Origin of the sequence: Acidicapsa dinghuensis (genome assembly GCF_025685685.1) — a bacterium.
GTDB lineage: Bacteria > Acidobacteriota > Terriglobia > Terriglobales > Acidobacteriaceae > Acidicapsa > Acidicapsa dinghuensis.
This window is the reverse complement of the sequence record NZ_JAGSYH010000006.1, coordinates 17,605-39,612: the sequence shown is the minus strand read 5'-3', so window position 1 is coordinate 39,612 and position 22,008 is coordinate 17,605. Positions and strand designations below refer to the sequence as shown.

Genomic DNA, 22,008 nt, shown 5'->3' with positions numbered 1-22,008 from the left:
CCATGCCAGACAACGAATTCTTTCAGGAGCCGGGCCAACCAACTCAACCTCCTGTCATCGAACCGCCTGAGCTCCCCGCACCGGACGATACATTTCTGCCAGAAACGACGGCCGGCGTCTCGGAACAGCCATTTCCAATTGAGACGCAGAAGCCTCGCGCCATCGCGCCCATCTGGCATACGCTCATCCTGGTCGTCGGCATTCTCGCCTTTTCCATCTGGGGCGCAGTGAAGAAAGATTCCAATCCGTTCGTCCCTTCACAGCACGCCCTGTCAGCCCACGAGCAAGCCGCACCGCATCAGCATGGCGTCGACAGTATTCGCCTAATTCGTTACGGCCTCACCGGACTCATCGAGCTGGCCATCGTCGCATGGGTCATCTTCGGCCTGCGTCTGCGCAAGGTTCCCTTCCGCTCACTCTTCGGCGCTTGGCCTCGCGGACTCAACAACATCACCATGGAAGCAATCATCGCCGCCGCCTTCTGGCTAACCTCCATGGCGATACTTGTAGTCCTCGCGCTCACCTGGGCCTTCACCGAAATACAGATCGACAAGTACCACCGCGCTCATGAAACGCATCAAACCGCTCCGTCTCCTTCTACATCACAACCAGGCACATCGCAAAAGCCCGCACTGAAACAAAACGAAGAAAAAACTCCCGACGAAAAACAAGCAGACCTCATTCGTGAGCTCACCGAGCTAGCACCAGCCAACGGCGTCGAAATCGTCGGCTGGGGACTTCTCTGCCTCATCGTCGGTTTTTCAGAAGAGGTCGTCTTCCGCGGCTATCTGCAAACGCAATCCATCCTTGTGCTGCGCAAGCTTCCTGTAGGCCTCGTATTCACAGCAGTGATCTTTGGTCTCGCCCACGGGTATCAGGGTGTGCGCGGAATCGTTCTCATCAGCGTATATGGCTTGCTCTTCGGCATCATCACGCGCATGCGCCGCAACTTGTTTCCTGGCATGCTCGCGCACAGCTGGCATGATTTCTTCACCGGTATGATGCTCGCTCTCATTCGCGCATCCGGCCTGCTCAATCATCTTCCTCACGCGCATTGAAGAACAACCAGCAGATGACATCGAGCCCTTCACTCACTCATTCGCTCTGCAAAACTCGCATCATGCGAAGTGCAATTTGGGCTCGCTGCAACTTTTTCTCCGCGCTCTGCTCGCATCACTCAAAAGTTTTTTTCTCTGTAGTCAATTTTTTTCTTGACACTGAACTCACATGAATCTATATCTTCATCCATTGCCGTATATATTCGTCATGTGCGAATGGCGGCGATACAGGGAGAATAGTTAAGGCAACATTAGGCAAGCATCACAAGGCAACAAGAAAGGGGACGCAATCAGCGTCCCCTTTCTTGTGTCTTCATGCACCCCAACAAGAGACAATAAAAACAGCATGACAAGACGTCGCTGGATCGCCGATTCCTTCACCAACACAACCGCAACGCTCACCGGAGTAAACGCTGAACATCTCGCGCACGTTCTCCGCGCACAGCCCGGCATGGAAGCAGATGTTCTTGCAGGCGGCTACCTCTTTCACGCCGTCATTACAAGCGTTTCGCGCGATGAGGTCGTCTTCGAGTTGAAGCATGAGCTCGAAGCAGATGCAGCGCTGCCCATCACGCTTCTTCTCTCAATCTTCAAATTTGATCGCATGGAGTGGGCCATCGAAAAAGCCACCGAGCTCGGCGTTGCGCGCATCACCCCCATCAACGCCCGCCGCACCGAAAAGCACCTCGTACAAGCTGCAGCCAAACGCGTCGAGCGCTGGCGCCGCATCGCTCAGGAAGCCGCACAGCAGTCACGCCGTTCCGACCTTCCTGTTATTGACGATCCCACACCGCTCGCAGGCTCACTCGTATCGCTCCCACCCGCTCATCGCATCCTGCTCGCAGAAAATGAACAAAACATCTCACTGCGCACCCGCATCGAAAAAGCACAGGGCCTTCCTTCGGAAACACCATCTGCATTTCAACTGGCCATCGGCCCAGAAGGAGGCTGGACCAACGAAGAACTCGCGCTCTTTGAAAAGCACAATTGGCAATCGGCATCGTTAGGCTCAACCATTCTCCGCGCTGAAACCGCCGCCATCGCCGCCATCTCCATCACTGCCGCTTTGATCTCCGATCTCTGACCCTGTTCTCTGTTGACTGCCCACTGTTCACTATCGTTCCACTTGATAATGAAATGGCGTACCGACCTCCGTTGCCATCGCGCGCGCTGTCTGCAACAGCGCGGTAGCAGCATACGACAACTTCGCATTCTTCCTGTACACCAGTCGCAACAGCCTCCGCACCTCGAGTTCATCTACGGGCACAGCCACCAGGTCTCCGGTCTCAAGCTCGCGTGCCACCGTCAACCGTGGCACCAGCGCCACGCCATTCCCCATTGCCACAAATCGCTTAATCGCTTCAATCGACGGCAACTCAATCGGCATATGCAGCGGTGTGCGATGTCGCTCAAACGCCTCAATCACCTTTCGTCGCAGAGGAGAGGGCACATTGTGTGCCACAAAGGTTTCTTCTCCCAGATCTGTAATTGAAACTCGTTTCGCCCGAGCCAGCGCATGTTTCGGGTTCACCACAAACGCAATCGTGTCCGCATACACCGCCACCGATCGGTACTGTTCTGTGTCCGGTTTGAACGAGATCACTCCCAGCTCAAAGATACGCAGGTTCAGCTCATCCGGAATCCTGCTGGCCAATGATCGGTGCACCGTGACGTCAACTTGCGGATGCTTCTTTCGGAACGCATCCAGCACCGGCAGCAGATACAGGCACGTATATTCGTTCGCCGCCAGTTGCAGCCGCCCGCGCTCCAGCGACTTCAACTCTTCCATCGCCGACGACGCCTCACGCCTTAGCGCCAGCAGACGATTCGCATACTCCCGCAGCAGCTCGCCCGCCGCCGTCAGCGATCCATCGCGTGCCGACCGGTCCAGTAGTGTCTCGCCCACATCTTCCTCTAGTTTGCGAATCACCTGGCTAATCGCCGGCTGCGTCCGATGCAGCCGCACCGCCGCGCGCGAAAAACTCTTTTCCTCCGCCACCGCCAGAAACGTCTCCAACTGATGCAATTCCAAGGCTTTTCTCCTGTCTCTCTTCTATGACAACAGCATAACGATTCATTATCGAAACCCAAAGAAGAATAAGTTTGCGTTATATTCTCCCAATCGGCGAAACTGTAATAGTCAGGAAACAGAGGTACCTAGGACTTCCTATGGCACGCGATCCCAATCATGTATTGATCTTCGACACCACCCTTCGCGACGGCGAGCAATCCCCCGGCTGCAGCATGACCACTCAGGAGAAGCTTTCGATGGCCCACGCCCTCGAAGACCTCGGCGTTGACATTCTCGAAGCCGGCTTCGCCATGGCCTCTGAAGGCGACTTCGCCGCGATCGCGACTATCACGCAGGCCATTCGCAAGCCTCGCATCTGCTCACTCGCACGCGCCAAGCGCGAAGACATCGATATGGCCGCCCGTTCACTCGAGCACGCCGATCGCGCTCGCATCCACGTCTTCCTCGCCTCGAGCGACCTGCACCTCGAGTACAAACTCAAGATGACCCGTCAACAGGCGCTCGATCAGGCCGCCGAGTCCGTCCGTCAGGCGCGCAGTCTTTGCGATGACGTTGAGTTCTCGCCCGAAGATGCCACCCGTTCCGACCGCGACTTCCTTGTTGAGATCGTCCGCGTCGCTATCGAGGCAGGCGCTACCACCATCAACATGCCCGACACCGTCGGCTACACCACACCCGAGGAATACGGCAAGATGTTCCGCGAGGTCCGTGAGCGCATCCCTGCGGTCGACGCACAGGGCATCATTCTCTCCTCGCACTGCCATGATGATCTCGGCCTCGCTGTCGCGAACTCCCTCGCAGCCGTCTCTGCCGGAGCGCGCCAGGTCGAGTGCACCGTCAACGGCATCGGCGAACGCGCCGGTAACGCCTCCGTCGAAGAGATCGCCGCTGCCCTCTTCGTCCGCGCCGATCACTATCACGCGCACACCAGCCTCAACCTGAAAAAGCTTTATCCGACCAGCCAGACCCTCGGCCAGCTCATCACCTTCGGGCCCTCCCCCAACAAAGCCATTGTGGGAGCCAACGCCTTCGCACATGAATCCGGCATACATCAGCATGGCATGCTCGCCAACCCACTCTGCTACGAAATCATGACACCCGAGTCCGTCGGCGCATCGAAGACTCAACTCGTCCTCGGCAAGCACTCCGGCCGCGCCGCACTGCGCAATCGCCTCGAACAGCTCGGCTATACAGTTGATCGCGAAGAGCTGCAGCAGATTTATTACCGCTTCGTAGCCCTCGCCGATCGCAAGAAAAACATCTACGACCAGGACCTCATCGGCCTACTACCGCAGCAGATTCGCGACCGTCGTCCTATGTCCTACGCCGAAGCGGACTGATCCAGCTTGCGAACAGAGTTCGATCAAAAATTGTTCGGATTCGTTTTGAAAGGGCATGGCTTTAGCCGTGCCAATAACCCAGAGCAATCGATGGGGCTTTAGCCCCTGAGGTTATTTCTAGAGGATTAGGAATGCAACTCAATCTCCTCGTAGTCGCCGGCGACGGCATCGGCCCTGAAGTCACCCGCGAAGCCATCGCCGTCATGCAAACCGTCATGAACGCAGGCGGCCACTCACTCGCCGTCACTGAAAAGCGCATCGGCGGCATCGCCATCGACACCGACGGCACGCCGCTGCCGCAGGACACACTCGAAGCAGCCCTCGCCTCCGATGCCGTCTTCCTCGGTGCAGTCGGCGGCACCAAATGGAACGCCCTCCCGCCCAACACCCGCCCCGAAGCTGGCCTTCTGCAGCTTCGCGCCGCGCTCGAAGGCTTCGCCAACCTGCGCCCAGCCTTCTCCATCGCCGAGCTCGCATCCAACAGTCCGCTCAAGCTCGACATCGTCTCCGGCGCCGACATCCTCTTCGTCCGCGAGCTCCTCGGCGGCCTCTACTTCGGCGCACCGCGCGAGTGGAACAAGCACACCGGCGAAGCCTGGAACACCATGCGCTACACCCGCGACGAAATCATCCGCGTCGCCCGCATCGCCTTCGAGCTCGCACAGAAGCGCAACAAGAAACTCACCTCTGTCGACAAGGCCAACGTCCTCGAAGTCTCGCAGCTCTGGCGTGCCACCGTCACCGAAGTTGCAAAAGATTATCCAGACGTCACTCTTGAGCATCAGCTAGTCGATTCCATGGCCATGCTCATCATGACCAGTCCGCGCAATTACGACGTAGTCCTCACCGAAAACCTCTTCGGTGACATCCTTTCCGACGAGTCCGCTGTCATCACCGGCTCACTCGGCATGTTGCCCTCAGCCACCATCGGCGGCAAAGTCAATCTCTATGAGCCCATCCACGGCTCCGCACCCGACATCGCCGGCAAAAGCATCGCCAATCCACTAGGAGCGATCCTCACTGGCGCCTTGGTTCTCCGTCACTCCGCAGGCCTCGAAGCAGAAGCCGCAGCCATCGAAACCGCCGTACGCAAAGTCCTCGAAGCAGGCTACCGCACCACCGACCTCGCCCGCGGCAACACCACAGACTTCAAAGTCCTCTCCACCACTGAGATAGGCGCAAAGGTCCGCGAAACCGTCGCAGCGACATTGGCAACCACGGCGTAAGCCACAACTTCGGGTGCCCCATCCTTGACGCGTTCTTTGCGGCAAGGGTGGGAACCATAAACCTACGAGCAGAGATCCCTATGAGCGACACACCAAAAACACTCTTCGAAAAAGTTTGGGAGCAGCACATCGTCGCCGAGCCCGCCGGCGAGCCGACGCTGATCTACATCGACCTCCATCTCATTCATGAGGTCACTTCCCCACAAGCCTTTGAAGGCCTCCGCCTCGCCGGTCGCAAAGTGCGCCGCCCCGATCGCTGCGTCGCCACTGTCGACCATAACGTGCCCACCATCCTCGCCGACCGCTTCAACATCGTCGATCAGATCGCCGCAAAGCAGATCTCCACACTCCGCGAGAACTGCAAAGAGTTCGGCGTTGAGCTCTACGACATCGGCAGCCGTGAGCAGGGTATCGTCCATGTCATCGGCCCCGAGCTCGGCATCACCAAGCCCGGCATGACCATCGTCTGCGGCGATTCGCACACCAGCACCCACGGCGCATTCGGCGCACTCGCATTCGGCATCGGCACCAGTGAGGTCGAGCACGTTCTCGCCACGCAGACCCTGCCGCAGGGCAAGCCCAAAACCTTCCGTATCGCCGTCGAAGGTGAACTACCCAAAGGCGTCACTGCGAAAGACATCGTCCTCGCCATCATCGGCAAGATCGGCACCGACGGCGCAACCGGCCACGTCATTGAATACGCCGGCTCCGCCATCCGCTCTCTCTCGATGGAAGGCCGCATGACCATCTGCAACATGAGCATCGAAGCCGGAGCACGCGCCGGCATGATTGCACCAGATGAGATCACCTTCGAATACCTCAAGGGCCGCCGCTTCGCACCGAAAGGGGAAGCATGGGATAAAGCCGTTCAGGAATGGAGCAAGCTCCCCACCGATCCCGGCGCGAAATTCGACCGCGAACTCATCATCGACGCTGCCACGCTCGTTCCTTATGTAAGCTGGGGCACCAGCCCAGGCATGGTCGCGCCCATCACCGCCGTCGTTCCCAACCCGGCAGAAGCACAGTCCGAAGCAGATCGCCGCTCCTTCGAGCGCGCCCTCGAATACATGGATCTCAAAGCCGGCACACTACTCGAAGAGATTCCCGTCGACCGCGTCTTCATCGGTTCCTGCACCAACTCCCGCATAGAAGACCTGCGCGCCGCAGCCAAAATCGCTCGCGGCCACAAAGTCTCCACGCATGTCAGCGCCATGGTCGTCCCCGGCTCCATGCAGGTCAAAGAACAGGCAGAAGCCGAAGGCCTCGACCTCGTCTTCAAAGAAGCAGGCTTCGACTGGCGCGAGCCCGGCTGCTCCATGTGCCTCGGCATGAATCCCGACATCCTATCGCCCGGCGAGCGCTGCGCCTCTACTTCCAATCGCAACTTCGAAGGCCGTCAGGGCCGCGGCGGACGCACGCATCTCGTCAGTCCCGAGATGGCCGCAGCCGCAGCCATCGCCGGCCACTTCGTTGATGTTCGCACCTGGAGCGGCCTCGACGAAGCAGACGAAATCCAGATGTCATCCACGGAGGCGGTCAACTAACCATGGAACCCTTCAAGACACTCACATCCCTAGCCGCTCCGCTCGATCGCGCCAACGTCGACACGGACCAGATCATCCCCAAGCAGTTCCTCAAGCGCATCGAGCGCTCCGGCTATGGCGAGTTCCTCTTCTTCGACTGGCGTAACGAGCCAGGTTTTGTTCTCAACGACCCGCGCTACGCCGGCTCTCAGATCCTCATTGCCGATAAGAACTTCGGCTGCGGCTCCAGCCGCGAGCATGCTGCCTGGGCACTCAGCGACTACGGCTTCCGCGCCGTCATCGCACCGACCTTCGCCGACATCTTCTTTTCCAACGCAGGCAAAAACGGCATCGTCCTCGTCCGCCTCAGCGAAGAGCAAGTCACGCTCCTGCTCGATCGCGCAGCCAAGACGCCAAACTACAAGCTCACCATCAATCTAGAAGCCCAGACCGTCACCGACGGACTTTCTGGAGACGAGGGCTTCCACGCCACCTTTGAGATCGACCCTTTCCGCAAATTCTGCCTCATCGAAGGCCTCGACGACATCGGCCTCACTCTGCGGCACACCGCAGAACTAGACAGCTACGAGTCAAAGCACGATCACGCCAACTGGCTCAAGCCCAGGCCCGCAACTGCCTCGGCATAATCCGTGAATCTACTGGAGGAATTACGCCGCAGCTATCGGCCTGATCGCATCACAACGCTTTTCATGGGTGAATCGGCTCCGCGCAGCGGCAAGTTCTTCTACACACAAAACACCAACCTCTATCGTGCAATGCAATCGGCCTTTGGATGGAATGATTTCCTCTCCGAGTTCAAAGCGCGAGGGTTTTACCTCGATTATCTCTCGCTCATTCCCGTCAACGGCATGGAGCGAAAGGAACGGACAAAACAGCTTCAGGCAAGCGTAGCGTCGCTCACCCATCGCTTGATCGAATACAAGCCTCGATCCATCGTGATCCTGCTGCGCAGTATCGATCCCATGATCCGGCAGGCAGCGCAACAAGCAGCACTGGCAGTTCCGATGTACACCACAACTTATCCGGGGCGCTTTCTCAAAAACCGGGAACGCTTCCACAACGAAATGACCGTCATCATTCCTAACCTTTTGGCATCACGGTAAATCGCAACCTACACGAGACAAGGACCAAATCAGTGACCATCGAAGGCAAGCGCCAAAGCATACCCCTCACCGAAGGCCCCAGCCGCGCCGCCGCGCGTTCCTATCTCCGCGGCATCGGCTTCAGCAAAGAGGATTTGCACAAGCCCATCATCGGCGTCGCCAATACCTGGACCGAGATCGGCCCCTGCAACTTCCATCTCCGTGACGTAGCCGAAGCCGTCAAGCAAGGCATCCGCGAAGCCGGCGGCACTCCGATGGAGTTCAACACCATCACCATCTCCGACGGCATCACCATGGGCACACAGGGAATGAAGGCGTCGCTGGTTTCCCGCGACCTCATCGCCGACTCCATCGAGCTCGTCGCCCGCGGCAACCTCTTCGACGGCCTGGTTGGCATCGGTGGCTGCGACAAGAACATGCCCGGCATCATCATGGCTCTCTGTCGCCTCAACATCCCCGGCATGATGCTCTATGGCGGCTCCATTGCTCCCGGCAAACTCAACGGTAAAGACATCACCATCCTCAACGTCTTCGAAGCCATCGGCTCGCACGCTCGCGGAGCCATCGATGACGCAGGCCTCGAAGCCGTCGAAGCAGCAGCCTGTCCAGGCGCCGGAGCCTGCGGCGGCCAGTTCACCGCTAACACCATGGCCATGGCCGCAGAGATCCTCGGCATCTCGCCCATTCAGCTCTCCGGCGTGCCCGCGCTCAACAAAGACAAAGCCGCTGCATCCCGCGAAGCCGGCCGCATCCTCATGGACGCAGTCCGCGCTAACCGTCGCCCCTCCGACATCATCACCCGCGGCTCCATTGAAAACGCCATCGCTTCCGTCGCAGCTTCCGGCGGATCCACCAACGCAGTCCTGCACTTCCTCGCCATCGCGCGTGAGATGGGCATCGATCTCACCATCGACGACTTCGACCGCATCAGCGACAAGACCCCCTTCATCTGTAACCTCTCGCCCGCTGGCAAATACGTCGCTTCGAACTATCAAGCAGCAGGCGGCTCGCGTCTTCTCGCCAAACGTCTCATCGATGCTGGCCTTGCCGACGGCAACACTCTTACCATCGATGGCACAACGCTTGCCGCAGAAGCAGCACACGCCATTGAAACGCCCGATCAGGATGTGATCGGCACTTTTGAACATCCGATCAAACCCCACGGCGGCCTCGTCATCCTCAAAGGCAATCTCGCCCCCGAAGGCAGCGTAATGAAGATCGCCGCCGCCGATCGCGTCGAGCACCGCGGCCCCGCTCGTGTCTTTGAATCCGAAGACGATTGCTTCGCGGCAGTGCAAGCGCAACAGATCAAGCCCGGCGACGTCCTCGTCATCCGCTACGAAGGCCCCAAAGGCGGTCCCGGCATGCGCGAGATGCTGCAGGTCACCGCAGCCGTCAGCTCCAATGCCGAGTTAAGCGCCACCGTAGCCCTTATGACCGATGGCCGCTTCTCCGGCGCGACCCGCGGCTTCACCGTAGGCCACGTCGCCCCGGAAGCCCAGGTCGGCGGCCCCATCGCCCTCATCCGCGAAGGCGACATCATCCACTTCGACATCCCCAATCGCAAGCTCACATTAGAAGTAAGCGAAGAAGAGCTAGCCAAACGCAAAGCAACATGGAAGGCCCCAGCACCACGCTTCAAAACCGGCGTCTTCGCCAAGTACGTCGATCGCGTCAGGTCCGCAAGCGAAGGCGCCATCACCATCTGAACAGCTCTGAAAGGGCACGGCTTTAGCCGTGCCGTCAAACACCATAAAACGTTCGGGGCTTTAGCCCCTGAATGGATATAGCGATTGCCAACGGGAAGGAGAATCGCAATGAGTAAGAAAACACAAACCACAGGCACTCATCCAACACTCACCGGCGCCGAAATCATCTGGGCCACCCTCGCCGCCGAGGGCATCACCACAGTCTTCGGCTATCCCGGCGGAGCCATCCTTCCCGCCTACGACGCACTGCGCAAGTTCCCCATCCATCACGTCCTAGTGCGTCACGAGCAGGGCGCAGCCCACATGGCCGACGGCTACGCGCGCGCCTCGGGTAAGGTAGGCGTGGCCATCGCCACCAGCGGTCCCGGCGCCACCAATCTCGTCACCGGCATCGCCACTGCCATGATGGACTCCATTCCCATGGTCTGCATCACTGGCCAGGTCCCCAGCCGCGTACTCGGCACCGACGCCTTCCAGGAAGTCGACATCACCGGCGTCACACTGCCCATCACGAAACACAACTTCCTCGTCAACTGCGCCCAGGACATCGCTCCTGCTATCCGTCACGCACTTCAGATCGCACAGTCAGGCCGCCCCGGTCCAGTCCTCGTCGATATCACCAAAGATGCGCAGCAGAATTCTGCCATCTTCGACTTCGAGGCAGCCAAGCCGCAGGCTTACGATCCACACCCCATGCTCTCCGTCATGGACACGCATCTGCGCGAAGCGGCCGATCTCATCCGCAACGCCAAGCGTCCCGTCATCCTCGCAGGGCACGGCATTCAGCAATCCAACGCTTACGAGCAAGTCCGCACTCTCGCCGAGCGCATGCAGATTCCCGTCGCTCCCACACTGCTCGGTCTTGGCAGCTTCCCCGCATCACATCCACTCAACCTCGGCATGATGGGCATGCACGGCGAATCATGGGTTAACCACGCCATCCAGGAAGCAGACCTGCTCATCGCCTGCGGCATGCGCTTCGACGACCGTGTCATCGGCACGCCCTCGACCTACTCGCCCAATTCAAAGAAGATCCACATCGAGGTCGACCCCGCCGAGATCAACAAAAACATCAAGGCCGACGTGGCCCTCGTTGGCGATCTCCGTCAGGTTCTTGAGCAACTTCTTCCATTGCTTCCCGGCCGCGACGGCTCCGCATGGCTCAAGACCATCGCCGAGAGCAAAGGCGAATCCGCCGTCCGCGATATCCGCAACCTTCCCGACGACGGTCACCTCTACGCCGCCCACGTCATGCACGATCTCTGGCACATCACCGAGGGCAAAGCCGTCATCGCCACCGACGTAGGCCAGCATCAGATGTGGGAAGCTCAGTATTACCACCACGACTATCCGAATTCGCTCATCACCTCCGGCGGCTCGGGAACGATGGGCTTCGCGCTTCCTGCCGGCATCGGCGCAAAGTTCGCCTGCCCAGAAAAAGAAGTCTGGATCATCGCCGGTGACGGCGGCTTTCAGATGACCGCCTGCGAACTCGCCACCATCGTTCAGGAAAAGATCAAGATCAACATCGCCATCATCAACAATGGTTATCTCGGCATGGTCCGCCAATGGCAGGAGTTCTTCTACGAGCGCAACTACGAGTCCACTCCGCTCGTCAGCCCCGACTTCGTCAAGCTAGCTGACGCCCACGGCATTGCCGGCGCCGCCGTCCGCACCCGAGGCGATCTCGCCGACGCCGTAGCCGCCGCCCGCAATCACAACGGCCCCTATCTGCTCAATTTCATGGTCGAGCAGGAAGACAGCGTCTACCCAATGATCCCAGCAGGCAAAGCCCTGCACGAAATGATCCGTCGGCCAAATAATAATCCTCTGGTCGAGAAACCTACGGATGAATAAGAGATCAGAGATCAGGGTTCAGCGATCAATTTTCCCCGGTGCTGCGTAACTTTTATGGAGGCTGCAGCATGGCTCAATCGTTTCGAGATTTAACAATGTGGCAACGATCTATGCAACTAACCGTCACTGTCTATAGCTTGACACGGGACTTTCCCCGCGATGAGCTCTATGGGTTGACGAGCCAAATCAGACGTTCGGCAGTATCGTTACCCAGTAACATTGCCGAGGGACACGGAAGACTCGGCACCAATGAATACCGCCATTTCTTAGGCATCGCCCGCGCTTCCAATTTTGAATTGCAAACCCAACTGGAAATTGCGCGCAGACTGGAATTCGGAAATCCCAAGTTGATAGAAGAAACCACAAGTCTCTCGCACGAAGTTGGAAAAATGATTTACGCAACGCTGGAGTCATTGAAAAAGTAGTTGTTTTTGATCTCTGACCCCTGATCTCTGATCTCTAGGAAGTGTCGTCATGCTCCACACATTTGTTGCATACGTTGAAGACAAACCCGGCGTCCTAACCCGCGTAGCTTCCCTCTTCCGGCGTTTGAACATCAACATCATCTCCCTAACCGTCGGCCACAGCGAACGCCCCGGCATCTCCCGCATGACCATCGTCAGCGAAACACCAGCTCACGCCAATGAACACACCGCCAACCGCATCCGCGCAAGCCTCCACAAGCTTGAGAATGTCCTCGATGTAGATGAGATAGGCAAGGCCCCCAGCGTCACCCGCGAGCTCGCACTTATCAAGGTCGCCGCCACCGCGGCAACCCGCTCTCACATCTTCGAGCTCGTCGAAGTCTTCCGTGCCCGCATCGTCGATCTCGCCCCCGACTCGCTCATGATCGAGATCACCGGTGTCGAGAGCAAAATCGAAGGGCTAATTCAAGTGCTCAATGAAACTGGCGATCGCGTCCTCGAGATATGCCGCAGCGGTAAAATGACAATGAGGCGCGGTAAACACTCCAGCGGCGTTCTGCGAGCCATGGGCGCATCCGATCCCGACGCACCCAAGCCCAATTTGACTCACGAGATCGTCAACGACAACTTCGCCGACAACATCTGACTCCACTCTGGGTGCCCCGCATCTCGATTTTGAGATGTGGGATGGATGCCACTCAGACCACAGACCCCGACAAAGGAAACAATAAGAAAATGGCCAAGACCTATTACGACAACAACGCAGACCTCACCCTAATCCAGGCGAAAAAAGTCGCCATCATCGGCTACGGCTCACAGGGTCACGCCCACGCCCTCAACCTCAAGGACTCGGGCGTTGAAGTCCGCGTTGGTCTCGCCTCCGGCAGCAAGTCCACCGAGAAGGCCCGCAAGGCCGGCCTCGAAGTAGGCACCCCCGCCGAAGTCACCAAGTGGGCCGACGTCATCATGATCCTCACGCCTGACCAGACCCAGGCCAAGCTCTACACCGATGAGATCGCGCCCAACCTCACCGCTGGCAAGCTCCTGCTCTTCGCCCACGGCTTCAACATCCATTACAAGACCATCGTTCCCGCAGCCGATATCAACGTCGGCCTGGCCGCGCCCAAGGCCCCCGGCCACCGCGTCCGCGAAGTCTTCACCGAAGGCGGCGGCGTCCCCGGCCTCATCGCCGTCCATCAGGACCCCTCCGGCAACTCGCACGCCCTGATCCTCAGCTACCTCAAGGGCATCGGCTGCACCCGCGCCGGAGTCCTCGAAACCACCTTCAAGGAAGAGACCGAAACCGATCTCTTCGGCGAACAGGCTGTCCTCTGCGGCGGCGTCAGCGCCCTCATCAAGGCTGGCTATGAAACCCTCACCGAAGCCGGTTACCAGCCCGAGTCCGCCTACTTTGAAGTCCTCCATGAGCTCAAGCTCATCGTCGACCTCATCTATCGCGGCGGCCTCGCCTACATGCGCTACTCCATCTCCGACACCGCCGAGTGGGGCGATTACGTTTCCGGTCCGCGTGTCATCAACGAAGAGAGCAAGAAGGCGATGAAGGGCATCCTGACCGACATCCAGGACGGCACCTTCGCCAAGCGCTTCCTCGCCGACCAGAACTCCGGCCGCAAGGAATTCCAGGCCTTCCGCGACGCCGAAGCCAAACACCCGATCGAGATCGTCGGCAAGCAGCTCCGCGCCAGCATGCCCTTCCTCGATCCGGTCACAGTGGAAGAAGTGGCCAAAACCCGCTAACCGAAAGTAGCATCCATTGCTTCGGGAGACCCGCACTCCGTAACCGGCCAGGCGGGTCTAATCCCTGCAACTCAAAACACCAGCCACGAAACAGTACCCCTTTGCTATGCGTCCGGCACGACCTTCAGCAAGGCGCGTTCCATCGTCAGATATCCCAGCTTCTTCATATGCACGCCATCTGACGAGTATCCCGGATGCCCCAGCATCGGATCGTAATAGTCCACAAGCTTCCATCCGTGTCGCACAGCCAGTTGCGCAATCTGCTCATTCAAAGCTTTCACCGGTTCCGAAAAGTCCGTTTTATCCTTGAGGTTGAAGTTATGAAAGATCGGTGGAATCTCGCACAACACCGGCTCCTCACCTGCCTTTTGAATCTGCGTAGCGATCGTCTCTAAATTGCCAATTGTTACTGTTGGATCAATATGCAGCAAAACGTCATTCGTTCCGCCAAGCAAAATAACCTTCGCATACCGGCGTCCGTCTATAACCGCTGGAGTACGGTTGAGTATTTGCTCTGTCGTGTTGCCGAAAATACCAAAATTGGCCTCCGGATAGAACCACTTCTGCGTCAGTGAATCTCCTAGAAAAGCCACTTTCGGATCACCCTTGATGTATCGGCAGCCACTCAAAGCGAAAAGCAGGGTCATCAGGCCTAAGGCCCCTATCCATCGATTGCGGTATTTCCATTTAACTGTTCGCAAATCGGGCCCTTTGGGGCTGCAACCCATCACATGTCTCTCCTGACAGCAAAGTTAATCAAAGTCTATCGTGCGGAAATAAAAGTCAGCGCAAATCCGGAAATCTCTGCTCCAAGTGGTCAGCCTTATCAAACTCCTCGAAGCTGCCACACTGCTCCCAAGGGAACACAAATAACGTCCACATCGTATTCGTCACCGCACCACCAATCGAAACCGTCCACAACCACATCCGATACACTGGAACCCAGTTCGAAAGGTCATCAGTCGCGCCATGGAAATTCCCCAGTCCATGATCCCGGAGATTCCCACTCCCACCGAAAAAATTGTGGCGGCATTGGAGAAGATCGGCCCGCTCCAGGGGCTTCCCGAGCAGGACCGCCGTTGGCTCGCCGAGCACGGTATTGAAGTCCACGCCAAGGCCGGCGACATCATCTTCGAAGAAGGCGTCCCCGCTGAATACATGATGCTGCTGCTCAAGGGCGAAATCCACGTCCGCCGCAACCGCACCAGTCCGATGGCCCTCTTCATCGGCCGCAGCGGTCAGATGACCGGCCTGCTGCCCTATTCGCGCATGACCACCACCGGCGGCCAGGGATACGCCGCCACCGATGTCTGGGCCATTCTCCACCACAAAGACCTTTTTCCCGAGATGATGGAAGCCATTCCTTCCATGCGCCAGCGCGTCATCTCCACCCTTCTCGACCGCGTCCGCGAAGTCACCCGCATCGAGCAGCAAAGCGAAAAACTCGCCTCCATCGGCAAGCTGGCAGGCAACCTCGCTCACGAGCTCAATAACCCCTCCTCTGCGGCTCAGCGCGCTGCGAGCGGTATCCTGACTGAACTTAACGCTGTCAACGACAACCGTTATCGCCTCGTCTCCCTCTGTCTCACGCCTGAACAGGTCCTATCGATCCAATGTTGGGAGCGGAACGTGCGCGACCACGCCAACGAGCAAATGCGCAGCAGCCAGATCGAGATTGCTACTCGCGAAGACGAAATCGCCAGATGGATCGAGCAGCATGGCTTCGCTCAGGCATGGCAGATCGCCCCAGATCTCGCTGAACTGGGCGTTCAGGTCTCCGACCTCAATCCCCTCACCGAGTTTCTCGAAGGACCCGCCATCCAGGTCGTCCTCGAACAGTTCGCCTCAACCCTGCGCGCCGAGCACTACGCGCAAACCATGCTCAGCTCTACTGGACGCATCTTCGACCTCATCAGCGCCATGAAGACCTACTCATACATGGACCGCGCCCCTATCCTCGAGGTCGATGTCTCCGCCGGTGTCGATGCCACGCTACAGATGATGCAGTCGCATCTGGCCAAAATCAATGTCGTTCGCGATTACGAACCAGATCTGCCCAGCATCAGCGCCTACGGTAGCGAACTCAACCAGGTTTGGACCATTCTCATCGAGAATGCGATTGAAGCCCTCGCCCGCGATCCCCGCAAAGGCACTGCCGACTGGACCCCCTGCCTGCGCGTAGTCTGTCGCCAGGAAGCCGACCTGATCCTCGTCGAAGTCTGGGACAACGGCCCCGACATCCCCAAAGATCTTCAGGACCGCATCTTCGAACCCTTCTTCACCACCAAGGCCCCCGGCCACGGTCTCGGGTTAGGTCTCGATAACGCCACCCGCATCGTGCGCAAGCACCGCGGCCACATCGGCGTCATGTCCGAAAATGGTTCCACCTGCTTCCGCGTACGCCTGCCCCTCAACCAGCTCCAGGCCTACTGATTTTCGGCTAGCTCCTCATGCCTGCGAACCATTTCGGAATCGGTCTGTTCAATTGAACTTGCATCCCATTTTCGTAAACCGCAACCAAGCGGAAAGGCACACGCAAATCATCGTTATCAAAGACCCAGACATGCGGAGTCTCGTGCAGCGCACGCCGTAGATTCTCTAAAACGCGCGGATATCTGGTCTGTAACTTCTCGCTTGGCACGTCATGCCCACCCTGCGAAACCCGCATTGCCACTCGCTGCTCTGAAGTCTCTGCGCCAGAGATTCCTATAAAGCAGAGAACCACCGTATATCCTGCCGCTGCTACCTCTTTCAGAAAAGCAAGTTTATCCCCGGCCGGATCGGAGAAAACCGTCTCAAACACAAAGCTCTCGTGCTGCCGGACCAGTTCACGTCGTATGGCGTCCGCCATCCGCGCAGCTTCATAAGCATCGGCCTTCAGCTCACGAGCCAGCACATCTCCATTCACAAAGCGCAGTCCAGCCTCGCGCAAATAAGCATGATAAAAAGTTGATTTGCCCGCCCCATTCGCCCCTGCCACTGCGACAATGATGGGCCGGTGATCCAGCGGTAGTAACACTACTTCTTCGCGGCCTTCCCGGTTATCTTCACCGCTTGAAACTGCCGGTTCACAAATCGCCCGACTGTTCGGCGACCATCTTCATCCACCCGAATCAATAGTCCCGGTTGGTCTGGAAACGCCTCATAATGCGGAAACGGCTGGCTCTCCAGGTATGCGTTCAGCATCCGCCGGCCTTTCGTACTGTCAACGGATTTCAAGCACTCAGAAAGAGGCCGAACCGCTGCACTCCTGCATAAAGCCAGAGCCTGGTCACCTTCAAGGAGTGGTTCAATCGATCGCCCAAGACGCGCCCAGAACTCGACTTGCCCGGCGATCGAGCGTTCAACAAGTTCCCCGGTAATCCGAGCATCGAGAACCAGAGCATTCGAGAGCTTCACAGGCTGGCTCATGCTCCAAGAGTAGCATAATGCTACCCCATCATGATCTCAAGAATGACGCTGCATGCGCTCTTCTCTAAGGTCCACATAAAAAGCCGGGGCGGATCGTTACGATCTCGCCCCGGCTCATCTTTCATTCCACTACTTCTGCTCAACCAGCTTCCCACTAGCATCCCGCAGCTCAATCAGCCCCAGATTCAGATCCTTCAGTCCAGCCTCAATCTTCGCCCGGTCGCCAACAGCCACCAGCACCAGGTGATCCGGATGAATGTAATCCGTGGCAGCCTTCGCCACCTGCTCCGGCGTCACCGCTGCATACTGCCCAGGCAGCTTCTGGAAGTAGTCATTCGGCAGCCCGTAAACAAACAGCTCCGCCGTCAACCCGGCCTGATTTGAAGCCGTCTCATACTGCCCCGGCAGCGAACGCAGCGCATTATCTTTCGCCAGCTTCAGCTCATCCGGCGTCGCCGGATCGGTATGAATCCGATCCAACTCCGAGAACAGCTCCTTCACCGCCGGAGCCGTCACATCCGTCCGCACCTGACCGCCCGTATAGAACGGCCCCCCATCGCGGAAGTACGAGAACACTGAAAACGCGCCATAGGTATACCCATGCTTTTCGCGCAGATTCATGTTGATGCGGCTTGAGAACAGGCCACCCAGAATGCTGTTCATCTCCGTAATCGCGGCGTAGTCCGGCGTATTCCGCGGCACGCCCAGCCCAAATGCCAGCAGCGTCGTCTGCGGCGATCCCGGCTTATCTACCAGCAGAATCTTCCGTTCCGGCGATGCAGGCTGCGTGATCGCTGCACCGGCAGACTCCGCCGATTCCGCCGTCCCCTTCCAGCTACCGAAATACTTCTCCGCCAACCGCTTTGCTTCTACCATCGTCACGTCGCCCGAAAGTACCAGCGCCGAATCCGTCGGCTGATAGTGCGCCGCCCAGAATGACTTCAGATCAGCATCCGTCGTCGCCTTCACTGACTCCGTCGTACCAGCCGGCCTGAACCCATACGGACTGTCACCATAGACAGCTTTGTCGCCCACGCGCAGCGCTGCCAGATACGGCTGATCCGACTCCTGAATAATCGCCACGAGCCGTTGTTGCCGAATGCGATCAACCTCTTCCGGACGGAACGCCGGGTGCAGCGCCACGTCCGACAACAAATCCAGTGCCTCTGACGCCTTGTTGCTCAGAGAACTGATCGACACGCTCGCCGCATCCATCGATGCATTCGAGCCCAACGACGCGCCAATCTGCGCCGCATCGTCCGCCAGCTGCGTCGAAGAACGCGTCGCCGTTCCCTCCGTCAGCATCCGCGACGTATACGCCGCCAGTCCCGGCTTATCCGTGGGATTCTTCTCGCCACCCGCCAGCGTCACCAGCGAAGCACTCAACACCGGCAGCTCATGGCTCTCCATCACATAGACCTTCATGCCATTCGCAGCCGTAAATGACTGAGGAGCAGGCAGGTGCAGAGTCGGCTCCGGCCCAGGCTTCGGAGTATCCTTGCGCCACTCCTGCGCATTCTCAAACGCTTCCGTATACGGCGGCACCACCTTCACATCTGCATCCGTGTTGTCGGGACTGCGTGGCACATCCTCCGTCACCTTCTTGCCTGGCACGCAATACACCACGACACTCTGGCTCTTGCCAAAGACCTGCTGCCCGATCTCCTTCACGCTCGCAGGAGTCAGCGCCTCATACCGCGCCACATCCTTCGGTAGATATCCCGGGTCATGCAGATATTGGTTGTACCGGTCAAACATATCCGCCACGCCGCCAAAACCACCCAGCCGCTGCAATCCCTCAACCAATCGGGTCAGCGTCTGGTTCCGCGCCTGGTCCAGCTCCGCCTGCGTCGGGCCTTCCGTGCGCAGCGCCTGCACCTGCTTGTCAAAGGCTGCCTCCAAATCCTCCAGCTTCACACCCGGCCGCGCGATAATGTCGCACTGCGCCATCGATGTCACCATCAGCGACTGGTTATAGCACTGCACACTCTGCGCCACCTGCGTCTTGTACACCAGCTCCTGATAGAGACGGCTCACCTTGCCCGCACCCAGAATGCTCGTAAACATGTCCGCACTCGCATCCCCGGCATGAAACGCCTCAGGCGTCAGCCACGCCACCGTCAACCGCGGCAACTGTATGGTGTCCGTAACCGTCTCACGCTTCTGCTCCGCGATCGGCGGAGTCACCACATTCGGCTTCTCTACTGCGGGCCCGCGCGGAATCGGCCCAAAGAACCTCGCCACCTTCTCCTTCACAACCTTCGGATCGAAGTCCCCCACAATCGCAATGCTCGCGTTGTTGGGCGTGTAGTACTGGTGAAAGAAATCTCGTACATCCAGAAGCCGCGCCGCTTCAACATCCGCGTGCGAACCAATCACATTGCCGTAGTACGGATGCGTCTTCGGAAACAGCAGATGCCCGATAGCCTCATCCGCCACATCATACGGCTGCCCCTCATCCTGCCGCAGCTCATTCCGCACCACATCCCGCTGGTTCGTCAGCTTCGTCCGGTCCAGCGTCTCCAGCAAAAAACCCATGCGGTCGCTCTCCAGCCACAGCGCCAGATCAAGCTGATTGCTCGGCACTGTCTCGAAGTAGTTTGTGCGGTCATAGCTCGTCGTGCCATTAATGTCCGTCGCGCCGGCGCCCTCCAGATACTTAAAGTGCGCCTTCTCGCCCACATGCTCCGAGCCCTCGAACATCATGTGCTCAAACAGATGCGCAAACCCCGTCCTGCCCGCCTTCTCGTTCACCGGACCCACGTGATACCACAGATCCACCGCCACCAGCGGCAGCCGATGATCTTCGCGCAGAATCACCTCAAGCCCGTTCGGCAGCGTGTACTTCTCATACTTCAGCGCCGGAACCTTCAGGTGAGTCTCTGCTGTTTCAGCAGCGACCGCTAGCTGTACCGCAATCAACCCCGCAGCAAGCACAGAGCAAAGGAGAGAGGCGCAACCAAACGCGCGCCGGACATAGCTGTTCATCGATTCTCCACAACGGAAAAGTGGTTTCGAAAGCCCCTACAGAATACGCGCTGCAGGATCGGACTGTTCCAATCAATAGGTGGATTCTTGAGCTTCACGCAACAGATGAGCCGCTTCTAGGCACACAAGGCTTCCATCCAGCGCGGGCAAAGCCACCGCCATCGGCGCGCTGTTTCAAAGGGATCGTCTCAACTCTACGTCGATACTTCCACACCGCGCCAGAATGCCACGTGGTTTTTGATCTTCCGCGCGGCGGGCTTCGGGTCCGGATAGTACCAGGCTGCGTCGGGATTCTCCTGCCCGCCCATCACCAGCGAGTAGTAACGCGCCTGTCCCTTCCACGGACAAGTCGACGTTGTCGAACTGGGCCGGAAATACTCCCGCTTCAATGACGATTCAGGAAAATATACATTCCCTTCCACCGTCTCGTATGCATCGCTCTCGGCAATTACAACGCCGTTCCAGACTGCCTTTGCCATCGCTAACAGAACACTCGCTTATGCGCCGAAACAACCTGCGGCAAGTTGCAAATGCCGCAGGCTGCATCGATCGGATTGATTTGCAGCAACGGATCGGTTACGCAAATACCACCCAACCCGTTCCCGCAGCAGAACTATTTCGCCAATACCGAAACTTCCGAGATGTGGACCGTCTTTGTCGCGGCATCTTCCGTCGCCGTGATCGCCACATGCTTGCCATAAGCATCAGCCTTCACCGCATCCGGATTGTCGATCGCCCACACTTCCTTCTTGGCTGCATCCACAAATACTGGTTTGCTGCCGCCCTCAATGCACTTCTTGGCGCACGCCATTCCCGTGCCGGCGTGCTTGGCTCCGCACATCGAGTCCGAAATCCATCCATCTACTTTCGTAGTACCAGCCGCATAAGCGGAAGTCGCTGCAAAGGTCAGCAGCGAAAGGGCGAAAACTGCAACTCGTTTCATCACCTTCAACTCCTTCACGTGATTATCTGGAAGATTCAACTTGCGATATCAGCCACTTGTGAGAATGCGCCAAAGACAGCCCACTTGGCAAGCAACGATTGTCCCAACGCGGTAAAACAGCAATGCCCAAACGCAGCCGGAGCTACTTCACCTTCCACTGAGGTCGCCGCTTCTCCACCGTCTTCATCATCGACTCATACTTCACCCCGGCCGCCTGCGAATGCTCCACCAGCTCCAGCATCTTGCTCATGTAGGCCGGCATCTTGTCGTGAATCTCCGGCAGTAGCGGCGTCAACTTCGCCAGAATGAAGAACGGTTCCGCATTGCAATCTACAAACAGCTCCGCCGACAACGACCCGTGTAGCACCAGCGACGCTGCCATCTCCCAGTAAGACACCACCTGCCGCAACCAGCAGTTCTGCTGACCGCCAAAATCATCCTGCACCACAAAAAATTCCGCTGCCGTTCTCGGCCAGAACTCCACCATCACCCACTTGCGCGCCTCGCGCATCACAGCCTCGGTGCGCAACTCATACAGCTTCAGAATCAGTTCTCCATCGCCCGCCGTCGCCAGTTTCGATTGCATTATGATTCTCCGACCACAATCCTAAACG

The 22,008-nt window shown here is 58.2% G+C and carries 21 protein-coding genes and 1 pseudogene; 13 read left to right on the top strand and 9 right to left on the bottom strand.

The genetic code is table 11. The features are described from left to right. Positions 1-2 precede the first annotated feature (2 nt). On the top strand, positions 3-1,058 hold the full coding sequence (locus OHL22_RS18385; RefSeq protein WP_263340647.1) for a CPBP family intramembrane glutamic endopeptidase: 1,056 nt from the start codon (positions 3-5) through the stop codon (positions 1,056-1,058). A 346-nt stretch (positions 1,059-1,404) separates the two neighbouring features. Next, a complete protein-coding gene (locus OHL22_RS18380) occupies positions 1,405-2,142 on the top strand; it encodes an RsmE family RNA methyltransferase (RefSeq protein ID WP_263340645.1) in 738 nt (245 codons plus the stop codon). A 30-nt stretch (positions 2,143-2,172) separates the two neighbouring features. On the opposite strand, the gene OHL22_RS18375 is transcribed toward OHL22_RS18380, so the two are convergent. Further along, the gene (locus tag OHL22_RS18375) at positions 2,173-3,090 is read right to left on the bottom strand and encodes a LysR family transcriptional regulator (RefSeq protein ID WP_263340643.1); all 918 of its coding nucleotides are present in this window, start codon (positions 3,088-3,090) and stop codon (positions 2,173-2,175) included. 137 nt (positions 3,091-3,227) lie between these two features. Here OHL22_RS18375 and OHL22_RS18370 point away from each other — a divergent pair, with 137 nt between their 5' ends. The 10 genes from OHL22_RS18370 (at position 3,228) to ilvC (ending at position 14,052) form a co-directional block, all read left to right on the top strand. Then, positions 3,228-4,430: a 2-isopropylmalate synthase gene (locus tag OHL22_RS18370; protein WP_263340641.1), complete on the top strand. Its 1,203-nt coding sequence runs from the start codon at positions 3,228-3,230 to the stop codon at positions 4,428-4,430. Between the two features lie 131 nt (positions 4,431-4,561). After that, on the top strand, positions 4,562-5,656 hold the full coding sequence (gene leuB, locus OHL22_RS18365) for a 3-isopropylmalate dehydrogenase (protein WP_263340639.1): 1,095 nt from the start codon (positions 4,562-4,564) through the stop codon (positions 5,654-5,656). Positions 5,657-5,736: 80 nt separating this feature from the next. Beyond that, positions 5,737-7,200 carry a 3-isopropylmalate dehydratase large subunit gene (gene leuC, locus OHL22_RS18360; protein WP_263340636.1) on the top strand — a complete coding sequence of 488 codons (1,464 nt, stop codon included), beginning with the start codon at positions 5,737-5,739 and terminating at the stop codon, positions 7,198-7,200. A 2-nt stretch (positions 7,201-7,202) separates the two neighbouring features. Next, entirely contained in the window at positions 7,203-7,826 is a 624-nt protein-coding gene (gene leuD / locus OHL22_RS18355) for a 3-isopropylmalate dehydratase small subunit (RefSeq protein WP_263340633.1), read from the top strand. Between the two features lie 3 nt (positions 7,827-7,829). Continuing rightward, positions 7,830-8,303, top strand: a complete 474-nt coding sequence (locus tag OHL22_RS18350) for a hypothetical protein (protein ID WP_263340630.1) — start codon at positions 7,830-7,832, stop codon at positions 8,301-8,303. A gap of 32 nt (positions 8,304-8,335) precedes the next feature. Further along, entirely contained in the window at positions 8,336-10,012 is a 1,677-nt protein-coding gene (gene ilvD / locus OHL22_RS18345; RefSeq protein ID WP_263340628.1) for a dihydroxy-acid dehydratase, read from the top strand. A gap of 108 nt (positions 10,013-10,120) precedes the next feature. Beyond that, positions 10,121-11,869, top strand: coding sequence for a biosynthetic-type acetolactate synthase large subunit (gene ilvB / locus OHL22_RS18340; RefSeq protein ID WP_263340626.1), 1,749 nt, complete (start codon positions 10,121-10,123; stop codon positions 11,867-11,869). A gap of 68 nt (positions 11,870-11,937) precedes the next feature. Next, entirely contained in the window at positions 11,938-12,294 is a 357-nt protein-coding gene (locus tag OHL22_RS18335; RefSeq protein ID WP_263340623.1) for a four helix bundle protein, read from the top strand. 49 nt (positions 12,295-12,343) lie between these two features. Continuing rightward, complete coding sequence (ilvN, locus tag OHL22_RS18330; protein WP_263340621.1) at positions 12,344-12,940, top strand: acetolactate synthase small subunit; 597 nt, start codon at positions 12,344-12,346, stop codon at positions 12,938-12,940. A gap of 89 nt (positions 12,941-13,029) precedes the next feature. Further along, positions 13,030-14,052 carry a ketol-acid reductoisomerase gene (gene ilvC, locus OHL22_RS18325; protein WP_263340619.1) on the top strand — a complete coding sequence of 341 codons (1,023 nt, stop codon included), beginning with the start codon at positions 13,030-13,032 and terminating at the stop codon, positions 14,050-14,052. A 104-nt stretch (positions 14,053-14,156) separates the two neighbouring features. Here the strand turns inward: ilvC and OHL22_RS18320 are convergent, their stop codons facing one another. After that, entirely contained in the window at positions 14,157-14,699 is a 543-nt protein-coding gene (locus tag OHL22_RS18320; protein ID WP_263340616.1) for an SGNH/GDSL hydrolase family protein, read from the bottom strand. A 322-nt stretch (positions 14,700-15,021) separates the two neighbouring features. On the opposite strand from OHL22_RS18320, the gene OHL22_RS18315 reads away from it, so the two are divergent. Next, on the top strand, positions 15,022-16,485 hold the full coding sequence (locus OHL22_RS18315; protein WP_263340613.1) for an ATP-binding protein: 1,464 nt from the start codon (positions 15,022-15,024) through the stop codon (positions 16,483-16,485). 7 nt (positions 16,486-16,492) lie between these two features. On the opposite strand, the gene OHL22_RS18310 is transcribed toward OHL22_RS18315, so the two are convergent. The 7 genes and pseudogenes from OHL22_RS18310 to OHL22_RS18285 all read right to left on the bottom strand — a co-directional run bounded on the left by OHL22_RS18310 (position 16,493) and on the right by OHL22_RS18285 (position 21,980). Continuing rightward, positions 16,493-17,071: a zeta toxin family protein gene (locus OHL22_RS18310; protein ID WP_263340608.1), complete on the bottom strand. Its 579-nt coding sequence runs from the start codon at positions 17,069-17,071 to the stop codon at positions 16,493-16,495. After that, positions 17,071-17,238: a hypothetical protein gene (locus tag OHL22_RS18305; protein WP_263340606.1), complete on the bottom strand. Its 168-nt coding sequence runs from the start codon at positions 17,236-17,238 to the stop codon at positions 17,071-17,073. Before OHL22_RS18305 ends, OHL22_RS18310 begins: the two co-directional genes overlap by 1 nt. Positions 17,239-17,352: 114 nt before the next feature. Further along, positions 17,353-17,463 (bottom strand): annotated as a pseudogene (locus tag OHL22_RS25130) (TA system antitoxin ParD family protein); the annotation flags it as partial. 129 nt (positions 17,464-17,592) lie between these two features. Then, complete coding sequence (locus OHL22_RS18300) at positions 17,593-20,451, bottom strand: M16 family metallopeptidase (RefSeq protein WP_263340603.1); 2,859 nt, start codon at positions 20,449-20,451, stop codon at positions 17,593-17,595. A 194-nt stretch (positions 20,452-20,645) separates the two neighbouring features. Next, a complete protein-coding gene (locus OHL22_RS18295; protein ID WP_263340600.1) occupies positions 20,646-20,930 on the bottom strand; it encodes a DUF427 domain-containing protein in 285 nt (94 codons plus the stop codon). A 134-nt stretch (positions 20,931-21,064) separates the two neighbouring features. Further along, positions 21,065-21,394, bottom strand: a complete 330-nt coding sequence (locus OHL22_RS18290; protein WP_263340597.1) for a hypothetical protein — start codon at positions 21,392-21,394, stop codon at positions 21,065-21,067. A gap of 142 nt (positions 21,395-21,536) precedes the next feature. Beyond that, positions 21,537-21,980 carry a DUF4760 domain-containing protein gene (locus tag OHL22_RS18285; protein WP_263340594.1) on the bottom strand — a complete coding sequence of 148 codons (444 nt, stop codon included), beginning with the start codon at positions 21,978-21,980 and terminating at the stop codon, positions 21,537-21,539. Positions 21,981-22,008 lie beyond the last annotated feature (28 nt).

What these genes read in the sequence shown, in the direction of transcription:
- OHL22_RS18285 (WP_263340594.1), bottom strand. Translation starts at nt 21,980, where the DNA reads ATGCAATCGAAACTGGCGACGGCGGGCGATGGAGAACTGATTCTGAAG.
- OHL22_RS18300 (WP_263340603.1), bottom strand. Translation starts at nt 20,451, where the DNA reads ATGAACAGCTATGTCCGGCGCGCGTTTGGTTGCGCCTCTCTCCTTTGC.
- OHL22_RS18370 (WP_263340641.1), top strand. Translation starts at nt 3,228, where the DNA reads ATGGCACGCGATCCCAATCATGTATTGATCTTCGACACCACCCTTCGC.
- OHL22_RS18315 (WP_263340613.1), top strand. Translation starts at nt 15,022, where the DNA reads ATGGAAATTCCCCAGTCCATGATCCCGGAGATTCCCACTCCCACCGAA.
- OHL22_RS18305 (WP_263340606.1), bottom strand. Translation starts at nt 17,238, where the DNA reads ATGCTGAACGCATACCTGGAGAGCCAGCCGTTTCCGCATTATGAGGCG.
- OHL22_RS18295 (WP_263340600.1), bottom strand. Translation starts at nt 20,930, where the DNA reads ATGGCAAAGGCAGTCTGGAACGGCGTTGTAATTGCCGAGAGCGATGCA.
- OHL22_RS18380 (WP_263340645.1), top strand. Translation starts at nt 1,405, where the DNA reads ATGACAAGACGTCGCTGGATCGCCGATTCCTTCACCAACACAACCGCA.
- ilvB (WP_263340626.1), top strand. Translation starts at nt 10,121, where the DNA reads ATGAGTAAGAAAACACAAACCACAGGCACTCATCCAACACTCACCGGC.
- OHL22_RS18335 (WP_263340623.1), top strand. Translation starts at nt 11,938, where the DNA reads ATGGCTCAATCGTTTCGAGATTTAACAATGTGGCAACGATCTATGCAA.
- leuB (WP_263340639.1), top strand. Translation starts at nt 4,562, where the DNA reads ATGCAACTCAATCTCCTCGTAGTCGCCGGCGACGGCATCGGCCCTGAA.
- leuD (WP_263340633.1), top strand. Translation starts at nt 7,203, where the DNA reads ATGGAACCCTTCAAGACACTCACATCCCTAGCCGCTCCGCTCGATCGC.
- leuC (WP_263340636.1), top strand. Translation starts at nt 5,737, where the DNA reads ATGAGCGACACACCAAAAACACTCTTCGAAAAAGTTTGGGAGCAGCAC.
- OHL22_RS18290 (WP_263340597.1), bottom strand. Translation starts at nt 21,394, where the DNA reads ATGAAACGAGTTGCAGTTTTCGCCCTTTCGCTGCTGACCTTTGCAGCG.
- ilvN (WP_263340621.1), top strand. Translation starts at nt 12,344, where the DNA reads ATGCTCCACACATTTGTTGCATACGTTGAAGACAAACCCGGCGTCCTA.
- OHL22_RS18385 (WP_263340647.1), top strand. Translation starts at nt 3, where the DNA reads ATGCCAGACAACGAATTCTTTCAGGAGCCGGGCCAACCAACTCAACCT.
- OHL22_RS18320 (WP_263340616.1), bottom strand. Translation starts at nt 14,699, where the DNA reads ATGACCCTGCTTTTCGCTTTGAGTGGCTGCCGATACATCAAGGGTGAT.
- ilvC (WP_263340619.1), top strand. Translation starts at nt 13,030, where the DNA reads ATGGCCAAGACCTATTACGACAACAACGCAGACCTCACCCTAATCCAG.